This is a genomic window from Terrabacter sp. LjRoot27 (assembly GCF_964254175.1).
GTDB lineage: Bacteria > Actinomycetota > Actinomycetes > Actinomycetales > Dermatophilaceae > Terrabacter.
Genome location: NZ_CAXUSS020000002.1, coordinates 93,732 through 118,990 on the forward strand (window position 1 = coordinate 93,732; position 25,259 = coordinate 118,990).

General features: G+C 72.6%; 20 protein-coding genes. 14 read left to right on the top strand and 6 right to left on the bottom strand.

All coding sequences use genetic code 11. The features are described 5' to 3' along the window. Positions 1-3: 3 nt before the first annotated feature. Positions 4-3,186, bottom strand: coding sequence for a discoidin domain-containing protein (locus ACSQ2D_RS21110; RefSeq protein ID WP_435987962.1), 3,183 nt, complete (start codon positions 3,184-3,186; stop codon positions 4-6). Positions 3,187-3,342: 156 nt separating this feature from the next. Here ACSQ2D_RS21110 and ACSQ2D_RS21115 point away from each other — a divergent pair, with 156 nt between their 5' ends. Next, complete coding sequence (locus ACSQ2D_RS21115; protein ID WP_435987963.1) at positions 3,343-4,101, top strand: LamB/YcsF family protein; 759 nt, start codon at positions 3,343-3,345, stop codon at positions 4,099-4,101. A gap of 23 nt (positions 4,102-4,124) precedes the next feature. Beyond that, positions 4,125-5,966 carry a carboxyltransferase domain-containing protein gene (locus tag ACSQ2D_RS21120; protein ID WP_435987964.1) on the top strand — a complete coding sequence of 614 codons (1,842 nt, stop codon included), beginning with the start codon at positions 4,125-4,127 and terminating at the stop codon, positions 5,964-5,966. Here the strand turns inward: ACSQ2D_RS21120 and ACSQ2D_RS21125 are convergent. Further along, entirely contained in the window at positions 5,963-7,027 is a 1,065-nt protein-coding gene (locus tag ACSQ2D_RS21125) for a LacI family DNA-binding transcriptional regulator (protein ID WP_435987965.1), read from the bottom strand. The genes ACSQ2D_RS21120 and ACSQ2D_RS21125 overlap by 4 nt on opposite strands. Before the next feature lie 119 nt (positions 7,028-7,146). Between ACSQ2D_RS21125 and ACSQ2D_RS21130 the strand changes: the two genes are divergently transcribed. The 4 genes from ACSQ2D_RS21130 (at position 7,147) to ACSQ2D_RS21145 (ending at position 10,601) form a co-directional block, all read left to right on the top strand. Beyond that, a complete protein-coding gene (locus tag ACSQ2D_RS21130) occupies positions 7,147-8,259 on the top strand; it encodes a substrate-binding domain-containing protein (protein ID WP_435987966.1) in 1,113 nt (370 codons plus the stop codon). Between the two features lie 4 nt (positions 8,260-8,263). Then, positions 8,264-9,286: an ABC transporter permease gene (locus tag ACSQ2D_RS21135; RefSeq protein WP_435987967.1), complete on the top strand. Its 1,023-nt coding sequence runs from the start codon at positions 8,264-8,266 to the stop codon at positions 9,284-9,286. Then, complete coding sequence (locus ACSQ2D_RS21140; RefSeq protein WP_435987968.1) at positions 9,283-10,089, top strand: ATP-binding cassette domain-containing protein; 807 nt, start codon at positions 9,283-9,285, stop codon at positions 10,087-10,089. Before ACSQ2D_RS21135 ends, ACSQ2D_RS21140 begins: the two co-directional genes overlap by 4 nt. Positions 10,090-10,202: 113 nt before the next feature. Then, positions 10,203-10,601: a universal stress protein gene (locus ACSQ2D_RS21145; RefSeq protein WP_435987969.1), complete on the top strand. Its 399-nt coding sequence runs from the start codon at positions 10,203-10,205 to the stop codon at positions 10,599-10,601. Positions 10,602-10,721: 120 nt separating this feature from the next. On the opposite strand, the gene ACSQ2D_RS21150 is transcribed toward ACSQ2D_RS21145, so the two are convergent. Continuing rightward, a complete protein-coding gene (locus tag ACSQ2D_RS21150) occupies positions 10,722-11,900 on the bottom strand; it encodes a sensor histidine kinase (RefSeq protein WP_435987970.1) in 1,179 nt (392 codons plus the stop codon). Next, complete coding sequence (locus tag ACSQ2D_RS21155; protein ID WP_435987971.1) at positions 11,900-12,571, bottom strand: response regulator transcription factor; 672 nt, start codon at positions 12,569-12,571, stop codon at positions 11,900-11,902. Before ACSQ2D_RS21155 ends, ACSQ2D_RS21150 begins: the two co-directional genes overlap by 1 nt. Before the next feature lie 335 nt (positions 12,572-12,906). Here ACSQ2D_RS21155 and ACSQ2D_RS21160 point away from each other — a divergent pair, with 335 nt between their 5' ends. From ACSQ2D_RS21160 to ACSQ2D_RS21190, 7 genes are all read left to right on the top strand, one after another. Continuing rightward, a complete protein-coding gene (locus ACSQ2D_RS21160) occupies positions 12,907-13,863 on the top strand; it encodes a lytic murein transglycosylase (RefSeq protein WP_435987972.1) in 957 nt (318 codons plus the stop codon). 162 nt (positions 13,864-14,025) lie between these two features. Further along, a complete protein-coding gene (locus ACSQ2D_RS21165; protein WP_435987973.1) occupies positions 14,026-15,750 on the top strand; it encodes a nitrite/sulfite reductase in 1,725 nt (574 codons plus the stop codon). Beyond that, positions 15,747-16,496, top strand: a complete 750-nt coding sequence (locus ACSQ2D_RS21170; RefSeq protein WP_435987974.1) for a phosphoadenylyl-sulfate reductase — start codon at positions 15,747-15,749, stop codon at positions 16,494-16,496. The genes ACSQ2D_RS21165 and ACSQ2D_RS21170 overlap by 4 nt, the downstream gene beginning before the upstream one ends. Further along, positions 16,493-17,542: a sulfate adenylyltransferase subunit CysD gene (cysD, locus tag ACSQ2D_RS21175; RefSeq protein ID WP_435987975.1), complete on the top strand. Its 1,050-nt coding sequence runs from the start codon at positions 16,493-16,495 to the stop codon at positions 17,540-17,542. The genes ACSQ2D_RS21170 and cysD overlap by 4 nt, the downstream gene beginning before the upstream one ends. A gap of 73 nt (positions 17,543-17,615) precedes the next feature. Then, the gene (locus ACSQ2D_RS21180; RefSeq protein WP_435987976.1) at positions 17,616-18,986 is read left to right on the top strand and encodes a sulfate adenylyltransferase subunit 1; all 1,371 of its coding nucleotides are present in this window, start codon (positions 17,616-17,618) and stop codon (positions 18,984-18,986) included. Beyond that, positions 18,974-20,197 carry a uroporphyrinogen-III C-methyltransferase gene (gene cobA / locus ACSQ2D_RS21185; protein ID WP_435987977.1) on the top strand — a complete coding sequence of 408 codons (1,224 nt, stop codon included), beginning with the start codon at positions 18,974-18,976 and terminating at the stop codon, positions 20,195-20,197. The genes ACSQ2D_RS21180 and cobA overlap by 13 nt, the downstream gene beginning before the upstream one ends. 180 nt (positions 20,198-20,377) lie before the next feature. Further along, the gene (locus tag ACSQ2D_RS21190; RefSeq protein WP_435987978.1) at positions 20,378-20,551 is read left to right on the top strand and encodes a hypothetical protein; all 174 of its coding nucleotides are present in this window, start codon (positions 20,378-20,380) and stop codon (positions 20,549-20,551) included. A 23-nt stretch (positions 20,552-20,574) separates the two neighbouring features. On the opposite strand, the gene ACSQ2D_RS21195 is transcribed toward ACSQ2D_RS21190, so the two are convergent. Further along, a complete protein-coding gene (locus ACSQ2D_RS21195) occupies positions 20,575-21,129 on the bottom strand; it encodes a hypothetical protein (RefSeq protein ID WP_435987979.1) in 555 nt (184 codons plus the stop codon). A 96-nt stretch (positions 21,130-21,225) separates the two neighbouring features. Here ACSQ2D_RS21195 and ACSQ2D_RS21200 point away from each other — a divergent pair, with 96 nt between their 5' ends. Further along, on the top strand, positions 21,226-24,252 hold the full coding sequence (locus tag ACSQ2D_RS21200; RefSeq protein ID WP_435987980.1) for an alpha-mannosidase: 3,027 nt from the start codon (positions 21,226-21,228) through the stop codon (positions 24,250-24,252). A gap of 29 nt (positions 24,253-24,281) precedes the next feature. On the opposite strand, the gene ACSQ2D_RS21205 is transcribed toward ACSQ2D_RS21200, so the two are convergent. After that, positions 24,282-25,235 (bottom strand): phosphotransferase enzyme family protein, encoded by a 954-nt coding sequence (locus ACSQ2D_RS21205; RefSeq protein WP_435987981.1) that lies wholly within the window; start codon positions 25,233-25,235, stop codon positions 24,282-24,284. Positions 25,236-25,259 lie beyond the last annotated feature (24 nt).

Sequence of the window (25,259 nt, forward strand, 5' to 3'; positions counted from 1 at the left end):
TCCTCAGCCCGACGTGACGGTGAACCTCCGGACCGTGACCGTGCGGCCCGACTCGCCGGGCGCCTCGACGGACAGCCCCACGTAGCGGGCCGAGGTCCCGAGCCTCAGGGAGCCCAGCTGCGTGCCGGGGCCGACCCGGCCGACGCGGCGGAAGGTCAGGCCGTCGTCCGAGACCTCGACGGTGCCGAAGCCGGGCGCGGTGCCCCAGTCGACGACCGCCGTGCCGAGGGCGCGGGCGTCGCCGAGGTCGACCACCATGCGGCCCGACCCGGTGACCTCCCACGCCGTCGAGTCCGCCCCGTCGACCGCCGCAGCCGGCGAGGTCATCGTCGGGGGCAGGGGTGAGGTCGGGAACGTCTGACGGGTCAGGGCCAGGTCGTCGAGGGGGTATGCCGTGCCGCTGACCCTCGCGGTCGTCGTCCGGGTGCGCGACACCGTCACGCGGCGGTGCTCGCCGTTCGCGAAGGTGAGGTCGACCTGGCCGTCGATGCCGCTCAGGCGTGCGGTGACGGCGTCGTCGATGGTGACGACGAGGCCCTCCGCCGGCCGGCCGCCGCCGATCGCCGAGACCGTCGCCCGCGCTGCGAGCACCGCTCCCGACGACGCGGCGAGCGCGGCCGTCAGCACGCTGCCGTCGCCGGTGACGCGCTGCGTGCCGTCGTAGCAGGCCACGGGGCCCTCGGAGGGCAGCGCGACGTCGGTGTCGACGGCCGCGCCGGTGAGGTTGACGAGGCTGAGCAGGCCGCCCACGAGCGACGCCGTGACGCCCGGCGTCCCCGGTCGCGGAGCAGAAGCCTCCGCGGTCGCTGCGAGCCGCGCGAGATCGGCCGACCGGACGTCCGGGAGGCCCTCGACGACGATGCCGGCACTGCCTGCGGCCGGACCGGCCGACAGCGTGAGGATGCTGTCACCGACCTCGATCGGGTTGGTCGAGCCGCGCACGAGGAACCCGACCCGGTCGTCGATGCCGACCCAGCGCGAGCTGCGCAGCACGCGGGGGTAGGAGGCGCGCGTCGTCCACGACGTGCCGTCGTCGGACGTCTGCACGACGTAGGCCCGGCCGGCCGACGCCTCCCAGTCGATCGTCACCTCGGCGATCGCGGTCGGGGTCCCGAGGTCGACGGCGAGCCAGCTGTCGGCACGCGGACGGTCGGCCCGCGACACGGCCCACCGGGTCGAGGAGCTCGCGTCGGTCGCGAGGGACGGGGCGCGGCCGGTGTCGCTCGACGAGGCCGTGGTCGGGCGTCGGGCCGCGAGGTCGGCGCCGTCCGCCGAGGAGCGCACCTCGAAGGAGACGATCGAGTAGCCGTAGGTCGGGTCGGGTGTCACGCCGAGCATCCGGACGTGGCGCGCCGTCACCGACCCGGGGACGTCGACGACGTCACGGCGCGCGACTCCGCTGGGCAGGGGACCCTGAGCGTCGGCGGCCTTCGCCTCGAGCGTGCCGTCTGCGGTGACGAAGGTGCGGCTGCCGTCCAGCCCGCGCACGCCGGGCATCGTCAGGTTGTGCAGCCCGAACGTGCCCTCGCGATCGGCCACCCCCGAGCTCGTCATGACGACCTCGCCGCCGGGAAGCGTGGCGAGCCCGACCCGTCCGGCCGTGCCGAGGGTGAGCACGGTGACCGACGCGTCGTAGCCGTCGCGTGCCGCGGCATACGTGCGCACGTTCCGACCGGTCACCCCGAGGTTCGTGCGAGGAAGGTACATCGGTGAGCTGCCACCGAGGTTGAAGAACCAGTCGTCGTGCTCGGGCTGCCACGCGAGCTTGACGAAGCCGGCCTTGCTGACGGCGCCGGCCCAGGCGCGCGGGCTCTGGTGCGAGACGATGCCCGGACCCGAGCCCAGGTCGACGGCCCCGGTGCCGGCGGCATACAGCTCCTCGGAGGTCAGGGGCACGGGCACGTCGCCGTGGGCCGCGCGCCACTCGTGGAGCAGGAAGCTGATCGCGACCTCGGCGCGCGCCTCGGGCTCGTACTTCGGCTCGCCGGAGAACTTCGTCAGGCGGTACTCCGGCGGGTAGGCGAGGTAGGGCAGCAGCCGCTCGGCGAGGTCGGTCTCGGCGCGGGCAGCGGCGCGGTCGCCGATCACCTGCGCGAGGAAGGCGATCGGGATGACGTCGCGGCCGTAGAGGTGCTCGCGGTCGTCGACGAGCGGCATGAGGGGCTCGCCCGCGTCGCTCATGACGCCGACGAGGCGGTTCCACAGCGGCTCGCCGTTGGGCTGGCGGGTCAGCACCTCGGGCAGCGGCCGGCCGGCGACGATGAAGTGGGCGGAGTTGCGGCCCGAGGTGCGCCAGAGCTCGGACTGGTAGTGCGGGCCGAACGACCCGTGGTTCTCGACGACGAACGTGTCGTAGATGTTGTGGGAGGTGTTGGTCAGCACCGGGATGCCGTCGACGAGGGTCGGGTTGGCCGCGTCGGCCTGCGGGAGCCCGGCCTCGTTGCGGCTCCAGCGGCCGTACGTGGCCATCCAGCTCTCCCAGCGGGGGTCGTCGGACCCCCACGCCAGGCCCGGGGCGAGGGACTGCGTGTAGACCCCCATCTCCTCGAGCTTCGTGTCGCCGACCCAGCCGCCCTTGAGGCCGTTGGGGCTCCAGGACCCGGAGGCGGGGTCGTCGGAGGTGCCGAGGGACGTCGTGTAGGCCGCCTGCTCGACGGCGATGGCCTGCATGCGGTCGCGGGTCTGTGGGTCGAGCTCGTCCCAGAGCAGGCGCGCGGCCAGCTGGACGTAGAGCTGGAAGGTGCTGTCCCAGAAGAGGGTCCGGCCCCACTCGGTGCCGCCGGCGTTGCGGTTGGTGCCGGCGAAGTGCTTGATGGTGGCCAGGGTGCGCTGCCGGAGGGTGGCCTCGTCGATGCCGGCCTCGTCGGCGTCGTAGTCGCCGCGTGTGAGCAGGAGCGCGTGGCCGAGGACGACGGCGAAGTTGAAGTCCGTCTTGCGGTAGGTGCCCGCGGACGCGTCCCACTGCGTCTCCGTCCAGCGGGTGTGGCGCAGCAGCGCGCGGTGGTAGGTCTGCGCCACCGCGTCACCGTCCAGCCATCCGGCGGGCGGCGCGAGCGGCGCCACGCCGGACTCGGACACGCCGAACGCGGACGCCGTGGGCGTTTGGGTGAGGGGCAGACAGGTCGCGACTCCTCCCGCTCCGAGGAGCCCGAGGAAGCGGCGGCGAGAGGTGACGGTCGTTGTCATGCCGTGATCCTTCGGCGGCGCCCGAACGGACGTCAACGGTCCGTCACAGGACTGTCCGATCCGGACAGCCGCATCGGACAGGGCGCGCCACGCGTCGGGCTGTCGCATTCCGCGGCGGGCCCACCACGGCGCACGGTCGTGGGGCAGGATCGAGACATGCGACTCGACCTCAACGCCGACGTCGGCGAGTCCTACGGCGCCTGGACCCTCGGAGACGACGCCCCCGTGCTCGACGTCGTGACGAGCGCCAACGTCGCCTGCGGCTTCCACGCCGGCGACCCGCTCACCCTGCGCACGACGTGCCGGTATGCCGCCGAGCGGGGTGTCGTCGTCGGCGCCCAGGTGGCCTACCGCGACCTCGTCGGCTTCGGTCGGCGCTTCATGGACGTCCCGCCCGACGAGCTCGCGGCGGACATCATCTACCAGCTCGGTGCCCTCTCGGCGATCGCCCAGGTCGAGGGCACCGACGTGGCCTACGTGAAGCCGCACGGTGCCCTCTACAACGCGGTCGCCCACCACGAGGCGCAGGCCCGGGCACTCGTCGACGCCGTCGTGGCCGTCGACACGTCGCTGCCCGTCCTCGGACTGCCCGGCAGCCTCGTGCTCGAGATGGCGACCGACGCCGGGCTGCGCGCCGTCACCGAGGCGTTCGCCGACCGCGGCTACACCCCGGACGGGCGACTCGTCCCGCGCACCGAGCCCGGCGCCGTGCTGCGCGACCCCGCCGAGGTGGCGGCCCGGGTGGTCAGGCTCGCCCGCGACGGACTCGTGACCGCCGTCGACGGCACCGACGTCGAGGTGCGCGCCGAGTCGGTGTGCATCCACGGCGACACCCCCGGTGCGGTCGCGATGGCGCGGGCCGTGCGCGCTGCGCTCGAGCAGTCCGGCGTCGAGATCCGCCCCTTCGCGGGCTGAGCGTGGACGCCCGGCTGCTGCCGATGGGCGGCACAGCCCTGCTCGTCGAGGTGGCCGACACCGACGCCGCGCTCGCCCTCCGCGCCCACCTGGCGCCGCTCGTCGACGGCGCCACGGGGGTGTGGGAGGCCGTCGACCACCTCGTCGTCGGGGCGCGCACCGTGCTCGTCGCGCTCCGCGACCCCGGCCGGCGCTGGGACGTGGGACGGGCGTGCCTCGACGAGGCCACCGGTCTGGCCGCGGCGGTGACCGAGGTGGCCGAGGCGGTCGTCGACATCCCGGTGCGCTACGACGGGCCCGACCTCGAGGAGGTCGCCACTCTGACCGGGCTGACCCGCGAGGAGGTCGTCCGTGCCCACGCCGGCACGACCTGGCGGGTGGGGTTCGGGGGCTTCGCGCCCGGCTTCGCCTACCTCGTCGACGGTGACCCGCGCCTGCAGGTCCCGCGTCGCGCCGAGCCCCGCACGCGGGTCCCAGCCGGGTCCGTCGCTCTCGCAGGGCCGTTCGGCGGCATCTACCCCCAGGACTCGCCCGGTGGGTGGCAGCTGATCGGCACGACGGACGCCGTGCTGTGGGACGTGGACCGGGACCCACCGGCGCTGCTCGCTCCGGGCACCTCGGTCCGCTTCGTCGATCTCGACGCCACCGCCCACCCCCCGTCGAGTGGCCCCGTGACCCCTCCCGCCACCTCCAACCCTCTGTCGAGTGGCCCCGTGACCCCTCCCGCCACCTCCAACCCCCCGTCGAGTGGCCCCGTGACCCCTCCCGTCCCATCCAACCCCCGGTCGAGTGGCCCCGTGACCCCTCCCGTCCCGGAGACGCATGGGACGGCGGGGCCACTCGACGGTCTGGAGGGTGTTCAGGCTGGGACGGCGGGGCCACTCGACGGTGGTGGGGGTCGAGCACGTGGGGCCTCTGGGGCTTCTGGAGTTCTTGGAGTTCCTGGGGCTGTGGGGCCACTCGAGGGTGGGGTTCGTCGCGGGCTGGAGGTGCTTGCGACGGGGCCGCTCACGCTCGTCGAGGACCTCGGACGTCCGGGACTCGCCGACGTGGGAGTGGGCCGCTCCGGGGCAGCCGACCCCACGGCATACCTGCTCGGGCTGCGGCTCGTCGGGCACCTGCTCGACCCCGCGGACGTGGACGGGCCGGCGCCCGCGTCGCTCGAGGTCACGCTCGGCGGCCTCTCGGTGCGGGCTCACGGAGACCTGCTCGTCGCGCTGACCGGCGCGCCCTGCCCGGCCGACGTCGACGGCAGACCGGTCCCGCACGGCGCCCCCGTCGCCCTCGCCGACGGACGGGTGCTCACCCTCGGTGCGCCTGCGGCCGGACTGCGCACGTGGCTGGCGGTGCGCGGCGGCATCACGGTCGCGCCGGTGCTGGGCTCCCGCTCGACGGACACGCTGGCCCGGGTGGGCCCACCGGTGCCGACGGTCGGTGACGTCCTGCCCGTCGGAGCCGCGCCGCCGACGTTCCCCGTCGTCGAGGTGGCGCCCCAGCAGCCGACCCGCGGTGGCGAGGTCGTGCTCGACGTCGTCCCGGGACCACGTGCCGAGTGGTGCGACCTCGCCGGCGTGGACGAGGGTGCGTGGACCGTCTCGTCGCGCAGCAACCGCGTGGGAATCAGGTTGGAGGGCAAGGCGATCCAGCGCAAGCCCGCGTATGCCGACTGTGAGCTCCCGAGCGAGGGCGTGGTCCCCGGCGCGGTGCAGGTGCCCCCCGGGGGCGAGCCCGTCGTCTTCCTCGCCGACCACCCGGTCACCGGCGGCTACCCCGTCGTCGCCGTGCTCACCCGACGAGCCGTGGCACTCGCCGCCCAGCTGCGCCCCGGCCAGCACGTGCGGCTGCGCTGGTCCCGCGAGGGCTAGGAGGGTCTGATCTCTCCCGAGCCGCGCACGACCAGCGTCGGCTCGATGACGACGCGACGCGGCGGCGACGTGTCGCCGGCGATCCGTGAGAAGAGCAGTCGCCCCACCTCTGCGCCCATCTGCGCGACGTTCTGGCGGATCACGGTCATCGGCGGGTCGAGGAGGTCGGCCAGGGGGAAGTCGTCGAAGCCGACGACGGCGACACGACCGCCGAGTCCCAGGGCGCGCAGGGCCCGGACCGCGCCCACGGCGAGGTCGTTGCGTCCAGCGAAGATCGCCGTGGGCCCCTCTCCTGCCACGAAGAGGGAGTGCACGGCGTGCTGGGAGGCCTCGGGCGTGCGCAGGTCGAGCAGCTCGAGCGCGTCGTCCGCGGCGACGCCGGCCTCCTGCAGCGCCTCCCGGTATCCCCGGAGGCGCTCCTGCGCCGTCTGGATCGTCGACAGGTCGAGCAGCGCCGCGACGCGGCGGTGACCGTGCCCCAGGAGATGGCGCACGGCCTGTCGGGCGCCATCGACGTTGTCGACCGTCACCGAGTCGGCATCGACCCCTCTCGGCACACGATCGACGAACACCGTGGGCAGTCCGGCGCGCAGCTCAGGCGCGAGGTAGTCCTGCCGCGAGGTCGCTGGCATGAGGACCAAGCCGTCGACCCGACGGGCCACCAACCCTCGTACGAGGGCGATCTCGCGCTCGGGCTCCTCGTCGAGGCTTGCGGCGAGGACCGCGGTCTGCCGGGCCCGGGCGACATCCTCGAGCGACCGCAGGAGGCTGGCCGAGAAGCTGTTGCTGATGTCTTGGAAGAGGGCGCCGACGGTGCCCGTGCGCCCGCTGGTGCGACGCAGGTTGCTCGCATGCACGTTGTGGCTGTAGTCGAGGCGCCGGGCCGCCCGAGTCACTCTCTCGCGCACCTCGGGCGAGACGCCGGGCTCGTCGTTGACGACCCGCGAGACGGTCTTGAGACTGACGCCGGACAGGGCCGCGACGTCCTTCATCGTGGCGCGCGCGACGGTCCGACCCTCGTGCTGCTCGGCGAGCCGCGTGCCCTCGTCGTCACCTGACATCGTTGTCTCATTCACGATGCGAGTTTTAGCGGATCACTTGACGCCAGCGCAACAGGCCACCTATAAACACCTTTGACAACGTTGTCACCGTGGCGACGTCGGACAGAGAGGTCTCCGTCATGCAGCTCAGCTCCACCTCCCGCATCACGGTTCGTCGCGCGGTCGTCGCCATCGCGGCCGGCACGCTCGTGCTCGGCGCGTCCGCCTGTGGCAGCAGCAGCGACAACACGTCGTCCGCCGCAGGCACGGGCGGCGACAGCGGCGAGAAGGTGGGCGTCGCGCTCATCACCAAGGACTCGACCAACCCCTTCTTCGTCGCCATGCAGAAGGGCGCCCAGGCAGACGCCGCCAAGAACAACGTCGACCTCACCATCGCCTCCGGCGCCAAGGACGGCGACGAGCAGGGGCAGGTGCAGGCCATCGAGAACGCCATCGCGGCCGGTGACAAGGGCATCCTCATCACCCCCAACGGCCCAGGCGTCAACGCCTCGATCAAGAAGGCCCGCGACGCCGGCCTCTTCGTCATCGCGCTCGACACCCCGCCCGACCCGGCCGACACCGTCGACATCACCTTCGCCACGGACAACTTCAAGGCCGGCGAGCTCATCGGCCAGTGGGCCAACAAGCAGCTGGCCGGCAAGAAGGCGACGATCGCCCTGCTCGACCTCTTCAACGACAAGGTCGTCTCCGTCGACTACAACCGCGACCAGGGCTTCCTCACCGGGATGGGCATCGACACCAAGGACAAGCAGAAGAACGCCGACGAGGACAAGACCGGCACGTACGCCGGCGGCGACTACGCCATCGCCTGCAACGAGCCCACGCAGGGCAGCGAGGACGGCGGCCGCACCGCGATGGAGAACTGCCTCACCAACACCCCCGACATCAATGTCGTCTACACCATCAACGAGCCCGCCGCCGTCGGCGCGTACAACGCCCTCAAGGCCGCCGGCAAGGAGAAGGACGTCATCATCGTCTCCGTCGACGGTGGCTGTGCCGGCGTCAAGTCCGTCAAGGACGGCATCATCGGCGCGACGTCGCAGCAGTACCCCCTCAAGATGGCGACCCTCGGCATGGAGGCCATCGCGAAGATCGCACGTGGCGGCGAGAAGCCCAAGACGAGCGACGGGCTCGACTTCTTCAACACCGGCGTCGCCCTCGTGACCGACAAGAAGGCCGACGGCGTCGAGAGCATCAGCTCCGACGAGGGCTCGAAGATCTGCTGGGGCTGATGAGATGACTGCTGGCACCTCGGCCGCTGCGGCGGAGCTGGCTCGTCGTCGACACAGCCCCCTGCAGCGCGTGCAGCACCTGCTCCACGGCTACCCGTGGATCAGCCCGCTCGTGATCCTCGTACTGACGATGGTGGTCTTCACGTTCGTCAACCCGAGATTCGCCAACCCGGCGGCGCTCTCCCTGCTGATCCAGCAGACCGCGGTCGTCGCCTGCCTGGCCATCGGCCAGACACTCATCATCCTCACGGCGGGCATCGACCTGTCGGTCGGCGCCATCGTCATCCTCTCGATGATGGTGATGGCCAAGCTGGCGGCCGAGAACGGCGTCCCGGCCCCGTTGGCGCTGCTCATCGGCATCGCCCTCGGGGTCGCCGCCGGGGCCCTCAACGGCCTGCTCGTCACGAGGGTCAACCTGCCTCCTTTCATCGTGACCCTCGGCACGCTGAGCATCTTCACGGCCATCGCGCTGCTGTACTCCGGCAGCAAGAGCTTCCAGAACAACGAGCTGCCCGACCTGCTCAACTGGACGGGGACGAGCTTCCCGGTGGGGCCGTTCCGCCTCACCGTCGGCGTCGTCATCGTGCTCGTGCTGTATGCCGTCGTCGGCTTCGCCCTGAGCCAGACGGCGTGGGGACAGCACGTGTATGCCGTCGGTGACGACCCGGAGGCGGCGCGCCTGTCGGGCATCGCCAGCAAGCGGGTGCTGCTCAGCGTCTACGTCGTGGCGGGCCTCGTGTACGGCATCGGCGCCTGGGTGCTCATCGGCAGGGCCGGCGCCGCGAGCCCCAACGCGATCACCGACGCGAACCTGCAGAGCATCACGGCGGTCGTCATCGGTGGCACGAGCCTGTTCGGTGGTCGTGGCCGACTTGTCGGCACGCTCATCGGCGCGCTCATCGTCCAGGCCTTCTACGTCGGCCTCAGCCTGGCGCGAGTCGACCAGCAGTACCGCCTGCTCGCGGTCGGTGTCCTCGTCATCGTCGCCGTCGCCATCGACCAGTGGATCAGGAAGGTGAAGTCATGACCGCAGTGGCACGCGACACGACGGGCGCCGCCGGGGGGCCGGGCCGGCCGATCCTGTCCGCGCGGGGGCTCATCAAGACCTTCGGCCGCGTCGTAGGGCTCGACGGGGTGGACCTTGACCTACACGCCGGCGAGGTGCTGGCGGTCATCGGAGACAACGGCGCCGGCAAGTCGACGCTCATCAAGTGCCTCACCGGTGCCCTCGTGCCGGATGCCGGCACCATCGAGCTCGACGGCAAGCGGGTGCACTTCCAGCGCCCGCAGGACGCCCGCGACGCCGGCATCGAGACCGTCTACCAGCAGCTTGCGGTCATCCCGGCGCTCGACATCGCGAGCAACCTCTACCTCGCCCGCGAGGAGCGGCGTCCGGGCCCGCTGGGCTCGGTGCTGCGGATGCTCGACAAGAAGGGCATGCGTGAGCGGGCCGGAAAAGCCGTCCAGGACCTGGGCATCCAGACGATCCAGAACATGGGTCAGGCCGTCGAGACGCTCTCGGGCGGTCAGCGTCAGGCGGTCGCCGTGAGCCGCGCAGCGGCCTTCGGCGGCAAGGTGGTCGTCCTCGACGAGCCGACGGCCGCGCTCGGCGTCAAGGAGAGCAACCAGGTGCTCGAGATGGTGAAGTCGCTCCGGGACAAGGGACTCGGGGTCATCCTCATCTCCCACAACATGCCCCAGGTCTGGGACGTCGCCGACCGCATCCACATCCAGCGGCTCGGTGGGTGCGCCGGCGTCATCACCCCGCAGTCGCACTCGATGACCGACGGCGTCGGCATCATGACCGGCGCCATGAGGCTCGAGGACTGAGCCCACCCGACCAAGCGGGGTCGCCGACCGAGGCGGCGGCCCCGCTTGCCGACCCGCACGCAACCACCACGTCACCGAACAGGCTCTCGGCCAGCCCTCTCGTAGGAGACCCCATGTTCGCCAGGATCGTCGTCGGCTACATCCCCACGCCCGAGGGGGTGGCGGCTCTCGAGGCCGCCATCGGGCTCGCCCGGCAGGACGCCGCGCACCTGACCGTCGTCAACACGGGTCGGGACGGCAACTACGCCGACCCGTCCTTCGCCACGGCCGAGGACATCGACACCATCGACCTCCAGCTCGCCGACGCCGACATCGCCCACGCGGTGCGCCAGCCCACCACGGGACGGTCGGCGGCCGAGGAGATCCTCGCGGCCGCGAGCGAGGTCGATGCCGACCTCGTGGTCATCGGCGTCCGACGCCGCTCGCCCGTGGGAAAGCTCGTCACGGGAAGCACCTCGCAGCAGGTGCTCCTCGACGCGTCCTGCCCCGTCCTCGCCGTCAAGGCCGGCTGACGGACCGGTCACCGGCGGCTACCCCGTCGTCGCCGTGCTCACCCCACGAGCCGTGGCGCTCGCTGCCCAGCTGCGCCCCGCCAGCGCGTGCGGCTGCGGTGGTCACGCGGGGAGTGACCCTCAGGCGCTGCGGGCCCCGGTCCCGGCGTCCGGCTCGTGCCGCACCCCGGAGCGCCACAACGACACCCGCTCGGGGGCAGCGGGCGCGCTGACCGGCGTCGGGCGGACGACGGGAAGGACCGCCGGCTCGTGACGGACGGGGAGGATCATGGCGACGTCTGCGCCGCCCCAGGGTGAGACCCCGAGCTGGACCCAACCGCCGAGCCGCGTCGCGACGTCGCGCACGAGGGAGAGACCGAGACCCGTCTGTGAGAGGTCGTCGCGGGTCCCGTCGAGCACGAGGCCCTCCTGCCCGGGTCCGCGCTCGTCGGACTCCCGCAGATCCCGGGTGGCGGCCGACCGCAGCATGTCCGTGGTGAAGCCGCGCCCCGAGTCGGCGACCCCGATGGCGACGGCGTCGCGCATGGGACGGGCATAGAGCAGCACGGTGTCGTCGTCGTGCGTCGTGTAGCGCAACGCGTTCTCGATGAGGGTGTCGAGACACGCTCGCAGGCGCTCGCCCGAGCACTCGAGCGTGAGCGCCGACGACTCGACCTTCCAGCGGCGCTGGGCGACGGCCGACCACCTCTCGGCCGTCTGGTGCAGCACCGCGTCGAGCTCGACCTCCGTGACCTCGAGGTCCGACCCGACCCGCATGCTGCGCACGAGCCGCTCGCACACGCGGGTGAGCCGCGCCAGCTCCTCGTCGACGACCTGGAGGTCGGCGAGGTCCTCGCCGGGTGGCGTCCGGTCCATGAGCATCTCGAGGTAGCCGCGCGAGATCATGAGCGGCGACCGCATCTCGTGGGAGGTGCGCAGCGTGAGCAGCTCACGCATCGTCGAGTCGGCCCGTTCCCGGGCGGCGTTGACCGTGAGCTCCGAGAGGGCCTGCTGGCGTCGGCGCACGTGCCAGATCATGAGCGCCATGAGCAGCAGCATGAGCGGGATCTCGCTGGTCTCCTGCCAGTCGAGGACGTCGATCGAGACGCGGTAGACGAGGATCGCCCCGGTCACGAAGGTGAAGACGCCGAGACTGACCCACGTGGAGCGTGGGCTCCACTGCTCGATGCCGAAGCAGAGCGCGAAGGCCGCCCAGGCGATGTGGTACGGCACCGTCTCGCTGCCGGGCAGCGCGATCATCGCGACCGAGCAGACCGCTGCGATCAGGCTCCACACGAGGACCATCCGGTGCCGCACCATCAGGCGTCCTCGTAGAGCCCGTACCCGACGCCGCGCAGCGTCTCGATCGGGATGTCCTGGCCGAGCTTGGCGCGGAGCCTGCCGACGCACACCTCGACGACGTTGCTGCCCGGGTCGAAGTCGAGGTGCCAGACGTCGTGGAGCAGCTCCTCCTTGTGGCACACCTGGCCAGCGCGTCGCATGAGGTGCGCGAGCAGGCTGAACTCGCGCTCGGTGAGCGAGGCGCTGAGCGAGCCGAACGTCGCCCGACGTCGCCCGACGTCGAGGCGTATGCCGGCCACCTCGAGGAAGCCGTCGTCCACGGGCGCGCGGGTCACCCCGACGTTGCGCCGGACCCGGGCCAGCAGCTCCGTGAGGCTGAACGGCTTGGACACGACGTCGACGGCGCCGCGGTCGAGCGCCTCCACCCGGGCGCCCACGTCGGTGACGCCGGACAGGACGATCACCGGTGTCGTCCGATTGCGCTGGTTGAGGGCGGTGAGCACGGCGAGGCCGCTACCTCCCGGCATCACGAGGTCGAGCACGACGAGATCGACGTCCCTCGACTCGAGCCGGTCTATCGCGGCGTTCGCCGATGCAGCCGTCACTACCGAGTGGCCCTGTGACGACAGCGACTTGGCCAGCAAGGCCCGGACGCGTTCCTCGTCGTCGACCACCATGACTGTTGCCATGAGAAGCCCCCCTCCCCGATCTGCGCCAAGCATGGATCGGAGCGCCATTTCGCGCTGTGAGAAGTCGCACTCTCGCGCGAAATCTCGGGACGACAAGGTGACGTACTGCCACATAACGGATGCGAAGATGACGAAAGAATGACGGCTGCCTCACGGTTGTCTGAGAGGTTGATGATGCGGCCATCCGGAATTCATGACGGCCCGGTGAGTCGGCAGGACGACGTCCCGCGCGTGGTGTAGCGGGGCAGCCGTCCATCCCGTGGATTCGCCAACGTGAGCGCCGTGGTGGGGTTGTACTTGGTCAAGGACCACGCCGTCGTCGAGGAGAAGAGGACATGACACGCCGCACCGGGCGACGACTGACCGCGGCACGAGCCGCGGCGGCCTCCGTCGCCGTGGCGACGGTGCTGCTCGGGTCGGCGTCATGGGCAGCGGCCGACAGCGCGCCGGCCGTGCCGACACCGACACCCGCACCGCTGCTGTCACCCCTGGTCGGTGGGGCCACGCCCTCGACGAGCCCCGCAGGCCCGACCCAGCCCGCGACACAGCCGCCGTTCGATGCCGGGTTCGGCTCCGTGGCGGGCGACCTCGTGCTCCCGGTCTTCGACGAGATCCGCGTCGCGGCCGCGCTCTTCGCCGAGGCCGCGGCTCCCGTCCCGGTAGAGGCGCTCGAGCCCGGCGGTGGGTCGAGCAGCAACCCCACGCCGTGGCGGCCGAAGGCGGTCATCAAGATCCCGGTGGTCACCAGCGTGCCCCCGAAGGGCACCACGAAGCCGACCGCGCGCACCAAGGACGAGATCGTCTGGGCGGCATACGCCTCCGCCGCGGAGCGGCAGCGCTCCTGCCGCATCCCCGTCATGCTCCTCGCCGCGATCGGCGAGGTGGAGTCGTCCTCGCTCCGCGGCCGGAGGCTCGACGCGTCGCACGACGTCGTCCCCCCGGTCCGGGGTCCGGCGCTCTCGGGCGGCTCGTTCGCCGCGATCCGCGACTCCGACGGCGGTCGCTACGACGGCGACCCGGTGTGGGACCGCGCCGTCGGTCCGATGCAGTTCATCCCCGGCACGTGGCGCCTCTGGGGCGCCGACGGCAACGGCGACGGCGTCAAGGACCCGCAGAACATCGAGGACGCGGCGCTCGCCGCGGCGAACTACCTCTGCGCGGGCGGCCGGGACCTGTCGCGACCGGCTGACCTCTCCGCGGCGGTGCTGTCTTACAACCACTCGCAGCGCTACCTCTCGACCGTGCTCGGCATCGTCCAGGCGGTCGACTCCGGCCAGCTCGCCGGCCCCTGACCCCGAGCCCCAACCGTCGAAAGGCCACGAACCTGGACGCAGTTCGTGGCCTTTCGACGGTTGGGGGGCGTGGCTGCGCGGCATTCCCACCGGTTCGGTGGGAAAGGGCCGCACTCTGGACCCGCTTGGGCGGGGATAAGCAGTGGTTATACATTCGATTACATGACCGTCACCGACACCGCGACCGGCACGGCCCCGGTGCGCCCCGGCACCCGCCCGCCCCGCACCGGCCGCTCCAACGGCCAGTGGAAGGTCGACGGCGCCGAGCCCCTCAACGCCAACGAGGCGTGGAAGCAGGAGGACGGCGGCCTCAACGTCCGCGAGCGGATCGAGCAGATCTACTCGCGCGAGGGCTTTGCGTCGATCCCGCCCCAGGACCTCTCCGGGCGCTTCCGCTGGTGGGGGCTCTACACGCAGCGCCGCCCCGGCATCGACGGCGGCCGCACAGCCCACCTCGACGACACCGAGCTCTCCGACGAGTACTTCATGCTCCGCGTCCGCCTCGACGGCGGTGCGATCAGCCTCGCCCAGCTCAAGGTCCTCGCCGAGATCAGCCACGAGTTCGCCCGCGGCACGGCCGACATCAGCGACCGCCAGAACATCCAGTACCACTGGATCCGCGTCGAGGACGTCCCGGAGATCTGGCGGCGGCTCGAGGCCGTCGGGCTCCAGACGACCGAGGCGTGCGGCGACACCCCGCGCGTCATCCTCGGCAGCCCCCTCGCGGGGGTAGCGCAGGACGAGATCATCGACCCGACGCCGGTCATCGACGAGATCCTCGACCGCTACGTCGGCGACCCCGAGCTCGCCAACCTGCCGCGCAAGTTCAAGTCCGCAATCACCGGCCACCCGAGCCTCGACGTCGTGCACGAGATCAACGACATCTCCCTCGTCGGCGTCGTCCACCCCGACCTCGGCGCCGGCTACGACCTCTGGGTCGGCGGCGGCCTCTCGACGAGCCCCCGCCTCGCCGAGCGCGTCGGTGTCTTCGTGCGGCCCGAGGAGGCGGCCGAGGTCTGGCACGGGGTCATCCGGATCTTCCGCGACTACGGCTACCGCCGCCTGCGCAACAAGGCCCGCCTCAAGTTCCTCCTCGCCGAGTGGGGTCCCGAGAAGTTCCGCCAGGTGCTCCAGGACGAGTACCTCGAGCGCGAGCTCCCCGACGGCCCGCCGCCGGCACCCGCCAGCGGCCCCGGCGACCACGTCGGCGTGCACCTGCAGAAGGACGGCAAGCGCTACATCGGCGCGGCCCCGACCGTCGGACGCATCAGCGGCGACGTCCTCACCGGTCTCGCCGACCTCATGGAGTCGGTCGGCTCCGACCGCCTGCGCCTCACCCCGCACCAGAAGCTCGTCGTCCTCGACGTCCCGGGCCGCCGGGTCCGTGGCGCCGTCAGCCGTCTCGAGAAGCTCGGCCTCAGCACCGCGCCGAGCCCCTTCCGTCGGCACACGATGGCCTGCACCGGCATCGAGTTCTGCAAGCTCGCCATCGTCGAGACCAAGGCGACGGCCGCGACGACGATCGCCGCGCTCGAGCAGCGGCTCGCCGACGTGACCGAGCAGCTCGACACCCCGATCAGCCTCAACGTCAACGGCTGCCCCAACTCCTGCGCCCGCATCCAGGTCGCCGACATCGGCCTCAAGGGCCAGCTCGTGACGATCGAGGGCGAGCAGGTGCCGGGCTTCCAGGTGCACCTCGGCGGCGGCCTCGCCTCCGTCGACCGCGACGAGGCGGGCCTCGGACGCACCGTCCGCGGCCTCAAGGTGACGGCCGACGACCTGCCCGACTACGTCGAGCGCGTCGTGCGGACCTTCCTCGACCAGCGCGAGCCCGGCGAGACCTTCTCGTCGTGGACCCGCCGAGCAGACGAAGGAGCACTCCTGTGACCGCAGTCCCCCTCGCGACCCCGAAGGTCCCGCGCAAGCGGCGCAGCGAGGCCGAGCTCAAGGCCATCGTCGACGACTTCAACGCCACGCTCGGCGCCGACCCGGAGCACGAGCCGACGGCCGACGAGGTCGCCGCCTGGGCCGCCTTCCACTTCGACGGCACCCTCGCGGTGGCCTGCTCGATGGCCGATGCCGTCCTGCCGCACGTCGTCTCGCGCTTCGCGCCCGGCGTCGACGTGCTCTTCCTCGAGACCGGCTACCACTTCTCCGACACGATCGTCACCCGCGACATCGTCGCCGAGGACCTGCCGATCACCCTCGTCGACGTGATGCCCGAGCTGACCGTGGCCGAGCAGGACGAGAAGTACGGCCCGCGCCTCTACGAGCGCGACCCCGCGCTCTGCTGCCAGATGCGCAAGGTCGAGCCGCTCGCTCGCACGCTCCCGCTCTACGAGGCGTGGGTGACCGGCGTCCGTCGCGAGGAGGGCCCGACCCGGGCCGACACCCCCCTCGTGACGTGGGACGCCAAGAACGGCCTCGTCAAGATCAACCCGCTCGCCGCGTGGACCTTCGACGAGCTCCTCGCGTATGCCGGTGAGCACCAGGTCGAGGTCAACTCCCTCCTCTCCGACGGCTACCCGTCGATCGGCTGCGAGCCGTGCACCCGCCGGGTCGAGCCCGGCGAGGACCCCCGCGCCGGCCGCTGGGCCGGCTTCTCCAAGACCGAGTGCGGACTCCACACATGACGACGACCAGCACCCCGACCACCCGCGTCATCGCCGACGACAGCGTCACCGACGACAGCGTCGCCGACGACACCGCATTCCGGAATGAAGGGTCGGACGCTCACAAGCTCGCGAGCGACCCTTCCCCGGCTCCAGCCAGCGACGGAGACGAGCGGCGCCTCACGCACCTCGACGCCCTCGAGGCCGAGGCGATCCTCGTCATCCGCGAGATGGCCGGCGAGCTCGAGCGTCCCGCCCTGCTCTTCAGCGGCGGCAAGGACTCCGTCGTCATGCTCCACCTCGCGACGAAGGCCTTCTGGCCGGCGCCGATCCCCTTCCCGGTGCTCCACGTCGACACGGGCCACAACTTCCCCGAGGTCCTCGCCTACCGTGACGAGACGGTCGAGCGGCTCGGTCTGCGGCTCGTCGTCGCGAGCGTGCAGGACTACATCGACGACGGCCGGCTCCGCGAGCGCGCCGACGGCACCCGCAACCCGCTCCAGACCATGCCCCTGCTCGACGCCATCAACGAGCACCGCTTCGACGGCGTCTTCGGTGGCGGCCGGCGCGACGAGGAGAAGGCGCGCGCCAAGGAGCGCATCGTCAGCCTCCGCGACGAGTTCGGCCAGTGGGACCCCAAGAACCAGCGCCCCGAGCTGTGGAACCTCTTCAACCCCAGGCACCGACCGGGCGAGCACGTGCGCGTCTTCCCGATCAGCAACTGGACCGAGGTCGACATCTGGCGCTACATCGACCGCGAGGACATCCCGCTCGCGCCGCTCTACTACGCCCACGAGCGCGAGGTCTTCCAGCGCGACGGCATGTGGCTCGCCGTCGGGCCGGTGAGCCGGCCGCGTGACGACGAGGCCGTCGAGACGCGTCTCGTGCGCTACCGCACCGTCGGTGACATGTCGTGCACGGGCGCCGTGGAGTCCCCGGCCCGCACGAATGCCGAGATCGTCGTCGAGGTGGCCGCCTCGACCCTGACCGAGCGCGGCGCGACGCGCGCCGACGACCGGATCTCCGAGGCCGCCATGGAGGACCGCAAGAAGGAGGGGTACTTCTGAACTCCCCACGACGTTCTCCGCTCGTCCCTCGCTCCGATACGTCGCGGGGGCCCCACGACAAGGACATCCTGAGATGAGCGCCACCACCACGCCCGTCCTCGACCCGGCCGCCGTCGCCGGGGCCGCCCGCGGCACGCTGCTCCGCCTCGCCACGGCCGGCTCCGTCGACGACGGCAAGTCGACCCTCGTGGGCCGGCTCCTGCACGACACGAAGTCGGTGCTCTCCGACCAGCTCGCCGCCGTCGAGCGGGTCAGCCGGGACCGCGGCCTGACCGCCGCCGACCTCGCCCTGCTCACCGACGGGCTGCGAGCCGAGCGCGAGCAGGGCATCACCATCGACGTGGCCTACCGCTACTTCGCGACGGCGAGCCGTTCGTTCGTCCTCGCCGACTGCCCCGGTCACGTGCAGTACACCCGCAACACGGTCACCGGCAGCTCCACCGCCGACGTCGTCGTCCTCCTCGTCGACGCGCGCAAGGGGGTGCTCGAGCAGACCCGCCGACACCTCGCCGTGACCGCGCTGCTCCGCGTGCCGCACGTCGTCGTCGCCGTCAACAAGATCGACCTCGTCGACTTCTCGCAGGAGGTCTACGACCGGGTCGAGGCAGAGGTGCAGGCGGTGGCCCGCGAGCTCGGTGTCGTCGACGCCATCGCCATCCCGGTCAGCGCCCTCGACGGCGACAACGTGGCCGAGCGCTCGCCGCGCACTCCCTGGTACGACGGTCCGAGCCTGCTCGAGCTGCTCGAGGCGCTCCCGCCGTCGGACGACCCGGCGAACGAGTCCTTCCGCCTGCCGGTGCAGCTCGTCATCCGCCCCCAGGGTGCGGCCCGCGACGAGGCGCACCGCGACTACCGGGGGTATGCCGGCCAGGTGGCGTCGGGCGTCGTGCGCGTCGGTGACGAGGTGGTGGCCCTCCCGTCCGGCCGCCGCACGACCGTCGCCGGCATCGACCTCGGTGACCGTGAGCTCCAGGAGGCCTTCGCGCCGCAGTCGGTGACGCTCCGCCTCGCCGGCGAGATCGACATCTCGCGGGGCGACGTCATCGCCGCGGCCGCCGGCGCCCCGGAGCCGACGCAGGACATCAAGGCCGTCGTCTGCTGGCTCGGTGACGCGCCGCTGCGGCCCGCCCAGCGCCTCCTGCTCAAGCACGGCTCGCGCACGGTGCAGACCGCGGTGCGCTCGCTCGACGGCGCCCTCGACCTCGACGACCTGCACGCGGTCCCCTCGGAGGCCTTGTCCCTCAACGACATCGGCCTCGTGACGCTCCGACTGGCGGCTCCGGTCCCGGTCGAGAACTACTCGACCTCGCGCCGCGGTGGGTCGTTCCTGCTCATCGACGCGCACGACGGACGCACGGTTGCCGCGGGCATGGTGGGCGCGACGCTCCCGACGGCGGCCGACGCCCCGACGCAGCCCGAGGGTGACGAGGAATGGGAGATCTGAAGCCGGCCCTGCCGGTCGTCCTCGACCTGACCGGCAGGCTCGTCGTCGCGGTCGGCGGTGGGCCCGTGTCCGCGCGCCGGGTCCGGGCCTTCCTCGACGAGGGCGCGGTCGTGCGGGTCGTCGCCCCCTGGCTCTGCGAGGACCTGCGCGACCTGGCCGTCGCCGGTCGGGTCGACTGGCTCGAGCGCGACTACGCCGGGCCCGTCGACCTCGACGGCGCGTGGTTCGCCCACACCGCGACGGGCGAGCCGTCCGTCGACCGCGAGGTCGCCGCCGACGCCGAGGCCCTGCGCGTCTGGTGCGTCGACGCGACCGACGCCGCCGGCACGACCGCGAGCGTGGCCGCCCGCGCCGACGTGACCACCCCCGACGGCCGCGTCACCGTGGCTGCGTATGCCGCCGGCGACCCCGGTCTGGCCGTGACGGTCCGCGACGGGGTCGAGCGGGCGCTCGCCTCGGGCACCCTCGACCTGCGCCGCACGCGGACGCACGGCCGACGCGGCTGGGTGGCGCTCGTCGGTGGCGGGCCGGGAGCCGACGGCCTGCTGACGACCCGTGGCCACGAGCTGCTCGCCTCGGCCGACGTCGTCGTCGTCGACCGGCTCGCGCCCCGCGCCGTCGTCGACCGGCTGCCCGCGTCGGTGCGCGTCATCGACGTCGGCAAGACGCCCGGCCACCACCCGGTGCCGCAGTCCCGGATCAACGACATCCTCGTCGAGGAGGCCCAGCGGGGCCTCGGGGTCGTCCGCCTCAAGGGCGGTGACCCCTACGTCCTCGGGCGCGGGGGCGAGGAGCGCGACGCGTGCCAGGCCCACGGCATACGGGTCGAGGTCGTGCCCGGCGTGACGAGCGCGGTGAGCGTGCCCGCGGCGGCCGGCATACCCGTGACCCACCGCGGGGTCGCGCGCGGCTTCACGGTCGTCACGGGCCACGACGACATCCCGGTCCTGCCGACCGGCGGTGACCACACGCTCGTCCTGCTCATGGGTGTGACCCAGCTCGCCCGCACGACCGAGCTGCTCGCCCTGCACGGCCGGTCGGCCGACTGTCCGGTCGCGGTCGTCGAGCGCGGCTTCGCCCCCGACCAGCGCACGACCGTCGGCACGGTCGGCACCATCGCCGAGCTCGCGCGCGAGCGGGGCGTGCGGGCTCCCGCGGTCGTCGTCGTGGGCGACGTCGTGCGCCTCGGCCCCGACTGGCAGCAGCGCTGACCCGTCCCAGTAGCGCCGGTCCCGCTCACCGGCCCCGCAGTGCTTAGGCGCCACTGAGCCGTATGCCGCCCGCTCAGCCGTGTGCCGCAGGCTGAGCAGGCTTGGACGCGCGCCCCCTCTCGGCTATCGTGGTCGCGAACGCATACCCCCGTGGGTATCTAACGACCAAGGAGAGCGACCATGTGCCGAGCGGCCACCTGCAAGACCTGCGGCAAGACGACGTGGGCCGGCTGCGGCCAGCACGTCGACCAGGTCATGCGCAACGTGCCGACGGGCCAGCGCTGCCCCGGCCACGCGGAGTCGGAGAAGGCATCCGGTTCCGGCTTCCTCAGCCGCATCCTCGGTCGCGGCTGACGCCGTCGCGCCACCGGTCCCGCTCAGCCGAGCGCGGCCGCCTGGGCCTCGACGATCGCGGCGAGCTGCGGCCACCGGACCGCCTCGGCCCGTCCGCCGAGCGCCGCGACGACGACCGTGCTGCCGGCGACGCACCACACCGTGAGCGTGCGCGAGTGCTCGCCGTCGAGGACGAACGGCTGCTCGGCCGCCTCGACGTGCGTCGTGCCGGCCACCTCCGGTGCCTCCACCGCCCGCAGCTCGCCGACGTCGGAGAGGCCCTTGCTCTGCGGCATCGTCCGCGGCAGCGAGCGCAGCTCGGTGAGGGCCGCGCGGGCGTCCTCCGGTGACGCGAAGGGGATGACCTGGATGAAGAGGTCGGCCCGACCGACCTCCTGGTAGCCGCGCACGCTCGTGACCGACCGGATCGCCCGCGCCCGGGTGATGGCCTCGCTCGTGCTGCCGCTCGCCCCGGTGCGGTAGGTCCGCCCGCCGCGCGCGACCCACGGGCCGCCGGGCACGTCGCCCGCGGCCAGGCAGGCGTTGCGCGAGCCGATCGACTTGACCTGCGCGAGCATGAGGCGTCCGATGTTCGTCACGCGGTCACGATATGCCGGGGGTCGCCACTCGCGGGGATCGGCCGGGTCGTGTGCACGGACCGAGACCGTGGACCCCCGCACTCCCGAGAGGCAGCCATGCACGACGACATCCCCCTGACCGTGGGGCGCGTGACGCGCGTTCTCAAGGAGCGCATCCTCCCGGCCGTCCACGCCGAGTCGGTGCCGCTGACGGCCCAGTGGCACGAGCTGCCGGGCGAGCCCGTGGCGCCGGCCGAGGGCCTCGCCCTCGACTACACGCCGTATGCCGTCGGCACCCCGTGGGGCGCCGCCTGGGGCACGACGTGGTTCCGGCTCACCGGGCAGGTGCCGGCGCACTGGGCCGGGCGCCGCGTCGAGGTCGTGGCCGACCTCGGCTTCGACCGCGACATGACGGGCTTCCAGTGCGAGGGGCTCGTCTACCGCGCCGACGGCACGCCGGTGAAGTCGCTGAACCCGCGCAACCAGTGGGTCCTCGTCGCGGACGAGGCCGAGGCCGGGCAGGCCGTCGAGCTCTACGTCGAGGCCGCCTCGAACCCGATCCTCGTCGCCGGCAACCCCTTCGTGCCGACGAGCGAGGGTGACATCGTCACGAGCTCCTCGAAGCGCCTCTACACGACCGGCCGCCTCGACCTCGCCGTCTTCGAGCGCGACGTCTTCGAGCTGGCGCTCGACGTCGAGGTGCTGCTCGAGCTGCAGGCCGAGCTGCCGGCCGGTCCGCGCCGCATGCAGGTGCTCCAGGCCCTCGACGACGCCATGGACCGCCTCGACCTCCAGCACGTGGCGTCGACGGCCGCCGAGGCACGCGCCGCCCTCGTCGACGTGCTCGCGCGGCCCGCCGAGGCGAGCGCGCACGAGATCTCCGCCGTCGGCCACGCCCACATCGACAGCGCGTGGCTCTGGCCCGTGCGCGAGACGATCCGCAAGGTGGCCCGCACGACGTCGTCGATGGCGACGCTCATCGACGAGACCGACGACTTCGTCTACGGCATGTCGAGCGCCCAGCAGTACGCGTGGATCAAGGAGCACCGGCCGGAGGTCTGGGAGCGGGTCAAGGCGGCCGTCGACGCGGGCCGCTTCGTCCCGCTCGGCGGCATGTGGGTCGAGAGCGACACCGTCATGCCGTCGGGCGAGTCGCTCGTGCGCCAGTTCCTCCACGGCCAGCGCTTCTTCGAGACCGAGCTCGGGATCCGCTGCCGCGGCGTCTGGCTGCCCGACAGCTTCGGCTACTCCCCGGCGCTGCCGCAGCTGATGCGACGGGCGGGCTTCGAGTGGTTCTTCACCCAGAAGATCTCGTGGAACCAGGTCAACACGTTCCCGCACCACACCTTCCTCTGGGAGGGCATCGACGGCTCCCGCGTCCTCAGCCACTTCCCGCCGATGGACACCTACAACGCACAGCTCTCCGGCGCGGAGGTCGCCCTCGCCTCGCGCCAGTTCCGCGAGAGCCGCGTCGCGACCGGCTCGATCGCGCCGGTCGGGTGGGGCGACGGCGGTGGCGGCACGACCCGCGAGATGACGGGCCGGGCGAGCCGCCTCGCCGACCTCGAGGGCAGCCCGAGGGTGCGCTGGGAGCACCCCGACGCCTTCTTCGACCGCACCCGTGAGCAGCTGCCGCACGCGCCCGTCTGGGTCGGTGAGCTCTACCTCGAGCTGCACCGCGCGACGCTGACGTCGCAGCACCGGACGAAGCAGGGCAACCGTCGCACCGAGCACCTGCTCGTCGAGGCGGAGCTGTGGGCGGCCACGGCCGCGGTGCGGACGGGGACGGCATACCCCCACGACGAGCTCGACGCGCTGTGGCAGCAGGTGCTGCTCCAGCAGTTCCACGACATCCTCCCGGGCACGTCGATCGCGTGGGTGCACCGCGAGGCGGTCGAGCAGTACGCCCGGGTCACCGAGGCGGCCGAGGCGATCGTCGCGCGGTCGCTCGCGGCGCTCGTCGGTGAGGGTGACGTCGTGGTCGAGGCCAACGCGGCGCCCTTCGAGCGTGCCGGGGTGCCGGCCGGCGGCGTCACGCCGCTCGAGGCACAGGGCCCCGGGGCGTATGCCGTGTCGCTGGTCGAGCGCGACGGCGGCTGGGTGCTCGACAACGGCGTCGTCGCCGTGACCGTCTCGGCCGAGGGGCTCCTCACCTCGGCCGTCGACCTCGCGACCGGACGCGACGCCATCTCGCCGGGCCGCGAGGGCAACCTCCTCCAGCTGCACGAGGACGTCCCGAACCGGTGGGACGCGTGGGACGTCGACCGCTACTACCGCAACCGGGTCACCGACCTGCGCGACGTCTCCGCCCTCACGGCGGCGGTCGACGACGAGGGCGTGGCGCGGGTCGTCGTCGAGCGCCAGATCTCGGCGGACTCGACCGTGCGACAGGAGCTCTCGCTCGCACCGGGCGCGCGTCTCCTCGAGATCTCGCAGCAGACCGACTGGAACGAGACGGAGAAGTTCCTCAAGGTCGCCTTCCCGCTCGACGTGCGCGCCGAGCACGTCGCCGCCGAGACGCAGTTCGGCTTCCACCGCCGGGTCACGCACACGAACACGAGCTGGGAGGCGGCGAAGTTCGAGACGTCGATGCACCGCTTCGTGCTCGCCGAGGAGCGCGGCTTCGGGGTCGCGCTCGTCAACGACTCGACCTACGGGCACGACGTGACCCGCGACGTCGTCGGCGACGACGTCGTCACCACCGTGCGGCTGTCGCTGCTCCGGGCTCCGCGCTTCCCCGACCCCGAGACCGACCAGGGAGTCCAGACCCACCGCTACGGGCTCGTCGTCGGTGCGGACGCCGACGTCGCCACCCGGGAGGGCGCGCTCATGGGCACGTCGGCCCGCCGGGTCAGGGGCGCTCACGGGGTCGCGCCGCTCGTCACCGTGACGGGTGAGGGCATCGTCCTGTCGAGCGTCAAGGAGGCGGCCGACCGCTCGGGCGACCTCGTCGTCCGGGTCTACGAGTCCCTCGGCGGGCGGGCCCGCGGCGTGCTGCGGCTCGACCTCCCGGTCGCCTCGGTGACGACCGCGACGCTCCTCGAGGAGCCGCTCGACGACGGCGGGGTCGCGGTCACCGACGGCGACGTGCCCATCGTGCTGAGCGCGTTCGAGGTGCGGACCCTGCGCGTCGTCCGGGCCTGAGGGGGACGAGCCCCCGGTGCCCGCCGACGTCAGGTGACGGCGGCGAGCACCCGGTCGATGCGCGGCAGCGTCACCGGGTCGTCGGGGATCTCGAGGAACCAGGCCGCGAGGCGCTCGCGCTCGGACTCGCTGCTCGCGCCGACCCAGCGCGAGCAGGCGAGCTGGCCGATGTGGGCCTGCTCGGCCACGAGCATCGTGAAGTGGCCCCGCCGCGTGACCCGTCCCGGGCCGCCGGCCTCGCGGTATGCCGTGTGGAGCAGCCGCGCCCGCGCCGGGTCGTCGTCGCCGAACTCGAAGAGCACCATGGCGAGCTCCTGGCTCGGGTCGGCCGGGCCGAGGTTCTCGAAGTCGATGACGCAGACCTCGCCGCCCACCGTGGCGAGCACGTTGTCGGCCCAGAGGTCGCGGTGGCAGACGATGGTCGACTCGTGCGGCTCGACGACCGACTCGACGGCGACGAGCTCGTCCACGAGCGCCCCGAGCTGCCCGGCGAACGGCGCGCCCTCGTCGAGCACCCGCTGGTGCAGGTCGCGCCAGCGCTGCTCGCCGAAGCCGGTCGCGAACCAGTTGTCGACGGCCTCGTCCGACGGCGCACCCGCCCGGTGCAGCCCCGCGAGGGTGCGTCCGACCGCGACGGGGTCGAGCCGGCGCGTGCGCGGCTGCAGGTCGACCCACTCGAAGACCCGCACCGCCGTGTCGCCGTCGGCCGTGCAGACGGTCGTGGCCACGTCTCCGGTGGGCGTGTGCCGGATCCGCGGTGTGACGACCCCGTGCCCGCGGGCCGCGTCGACGAGGTCGGCGTCCCTGGAGGCCGCGTCGAGGTCGGGCGTCGCGAACCACTCCTTGACGGCGTGGCTCTCGTGCCCCGTGTCGAGGCGCCACACCTGGCCGAGCTGGCCCCGCGCGACCGGCCCGGTCAGGGTCGCGGTCCCGTCGAGACCGTAGGCGTCTGCGACCTCCCGGGCCGCTGAGGGGGTGAGCATCGGATCTCGCTCGCGCTCAAGCGA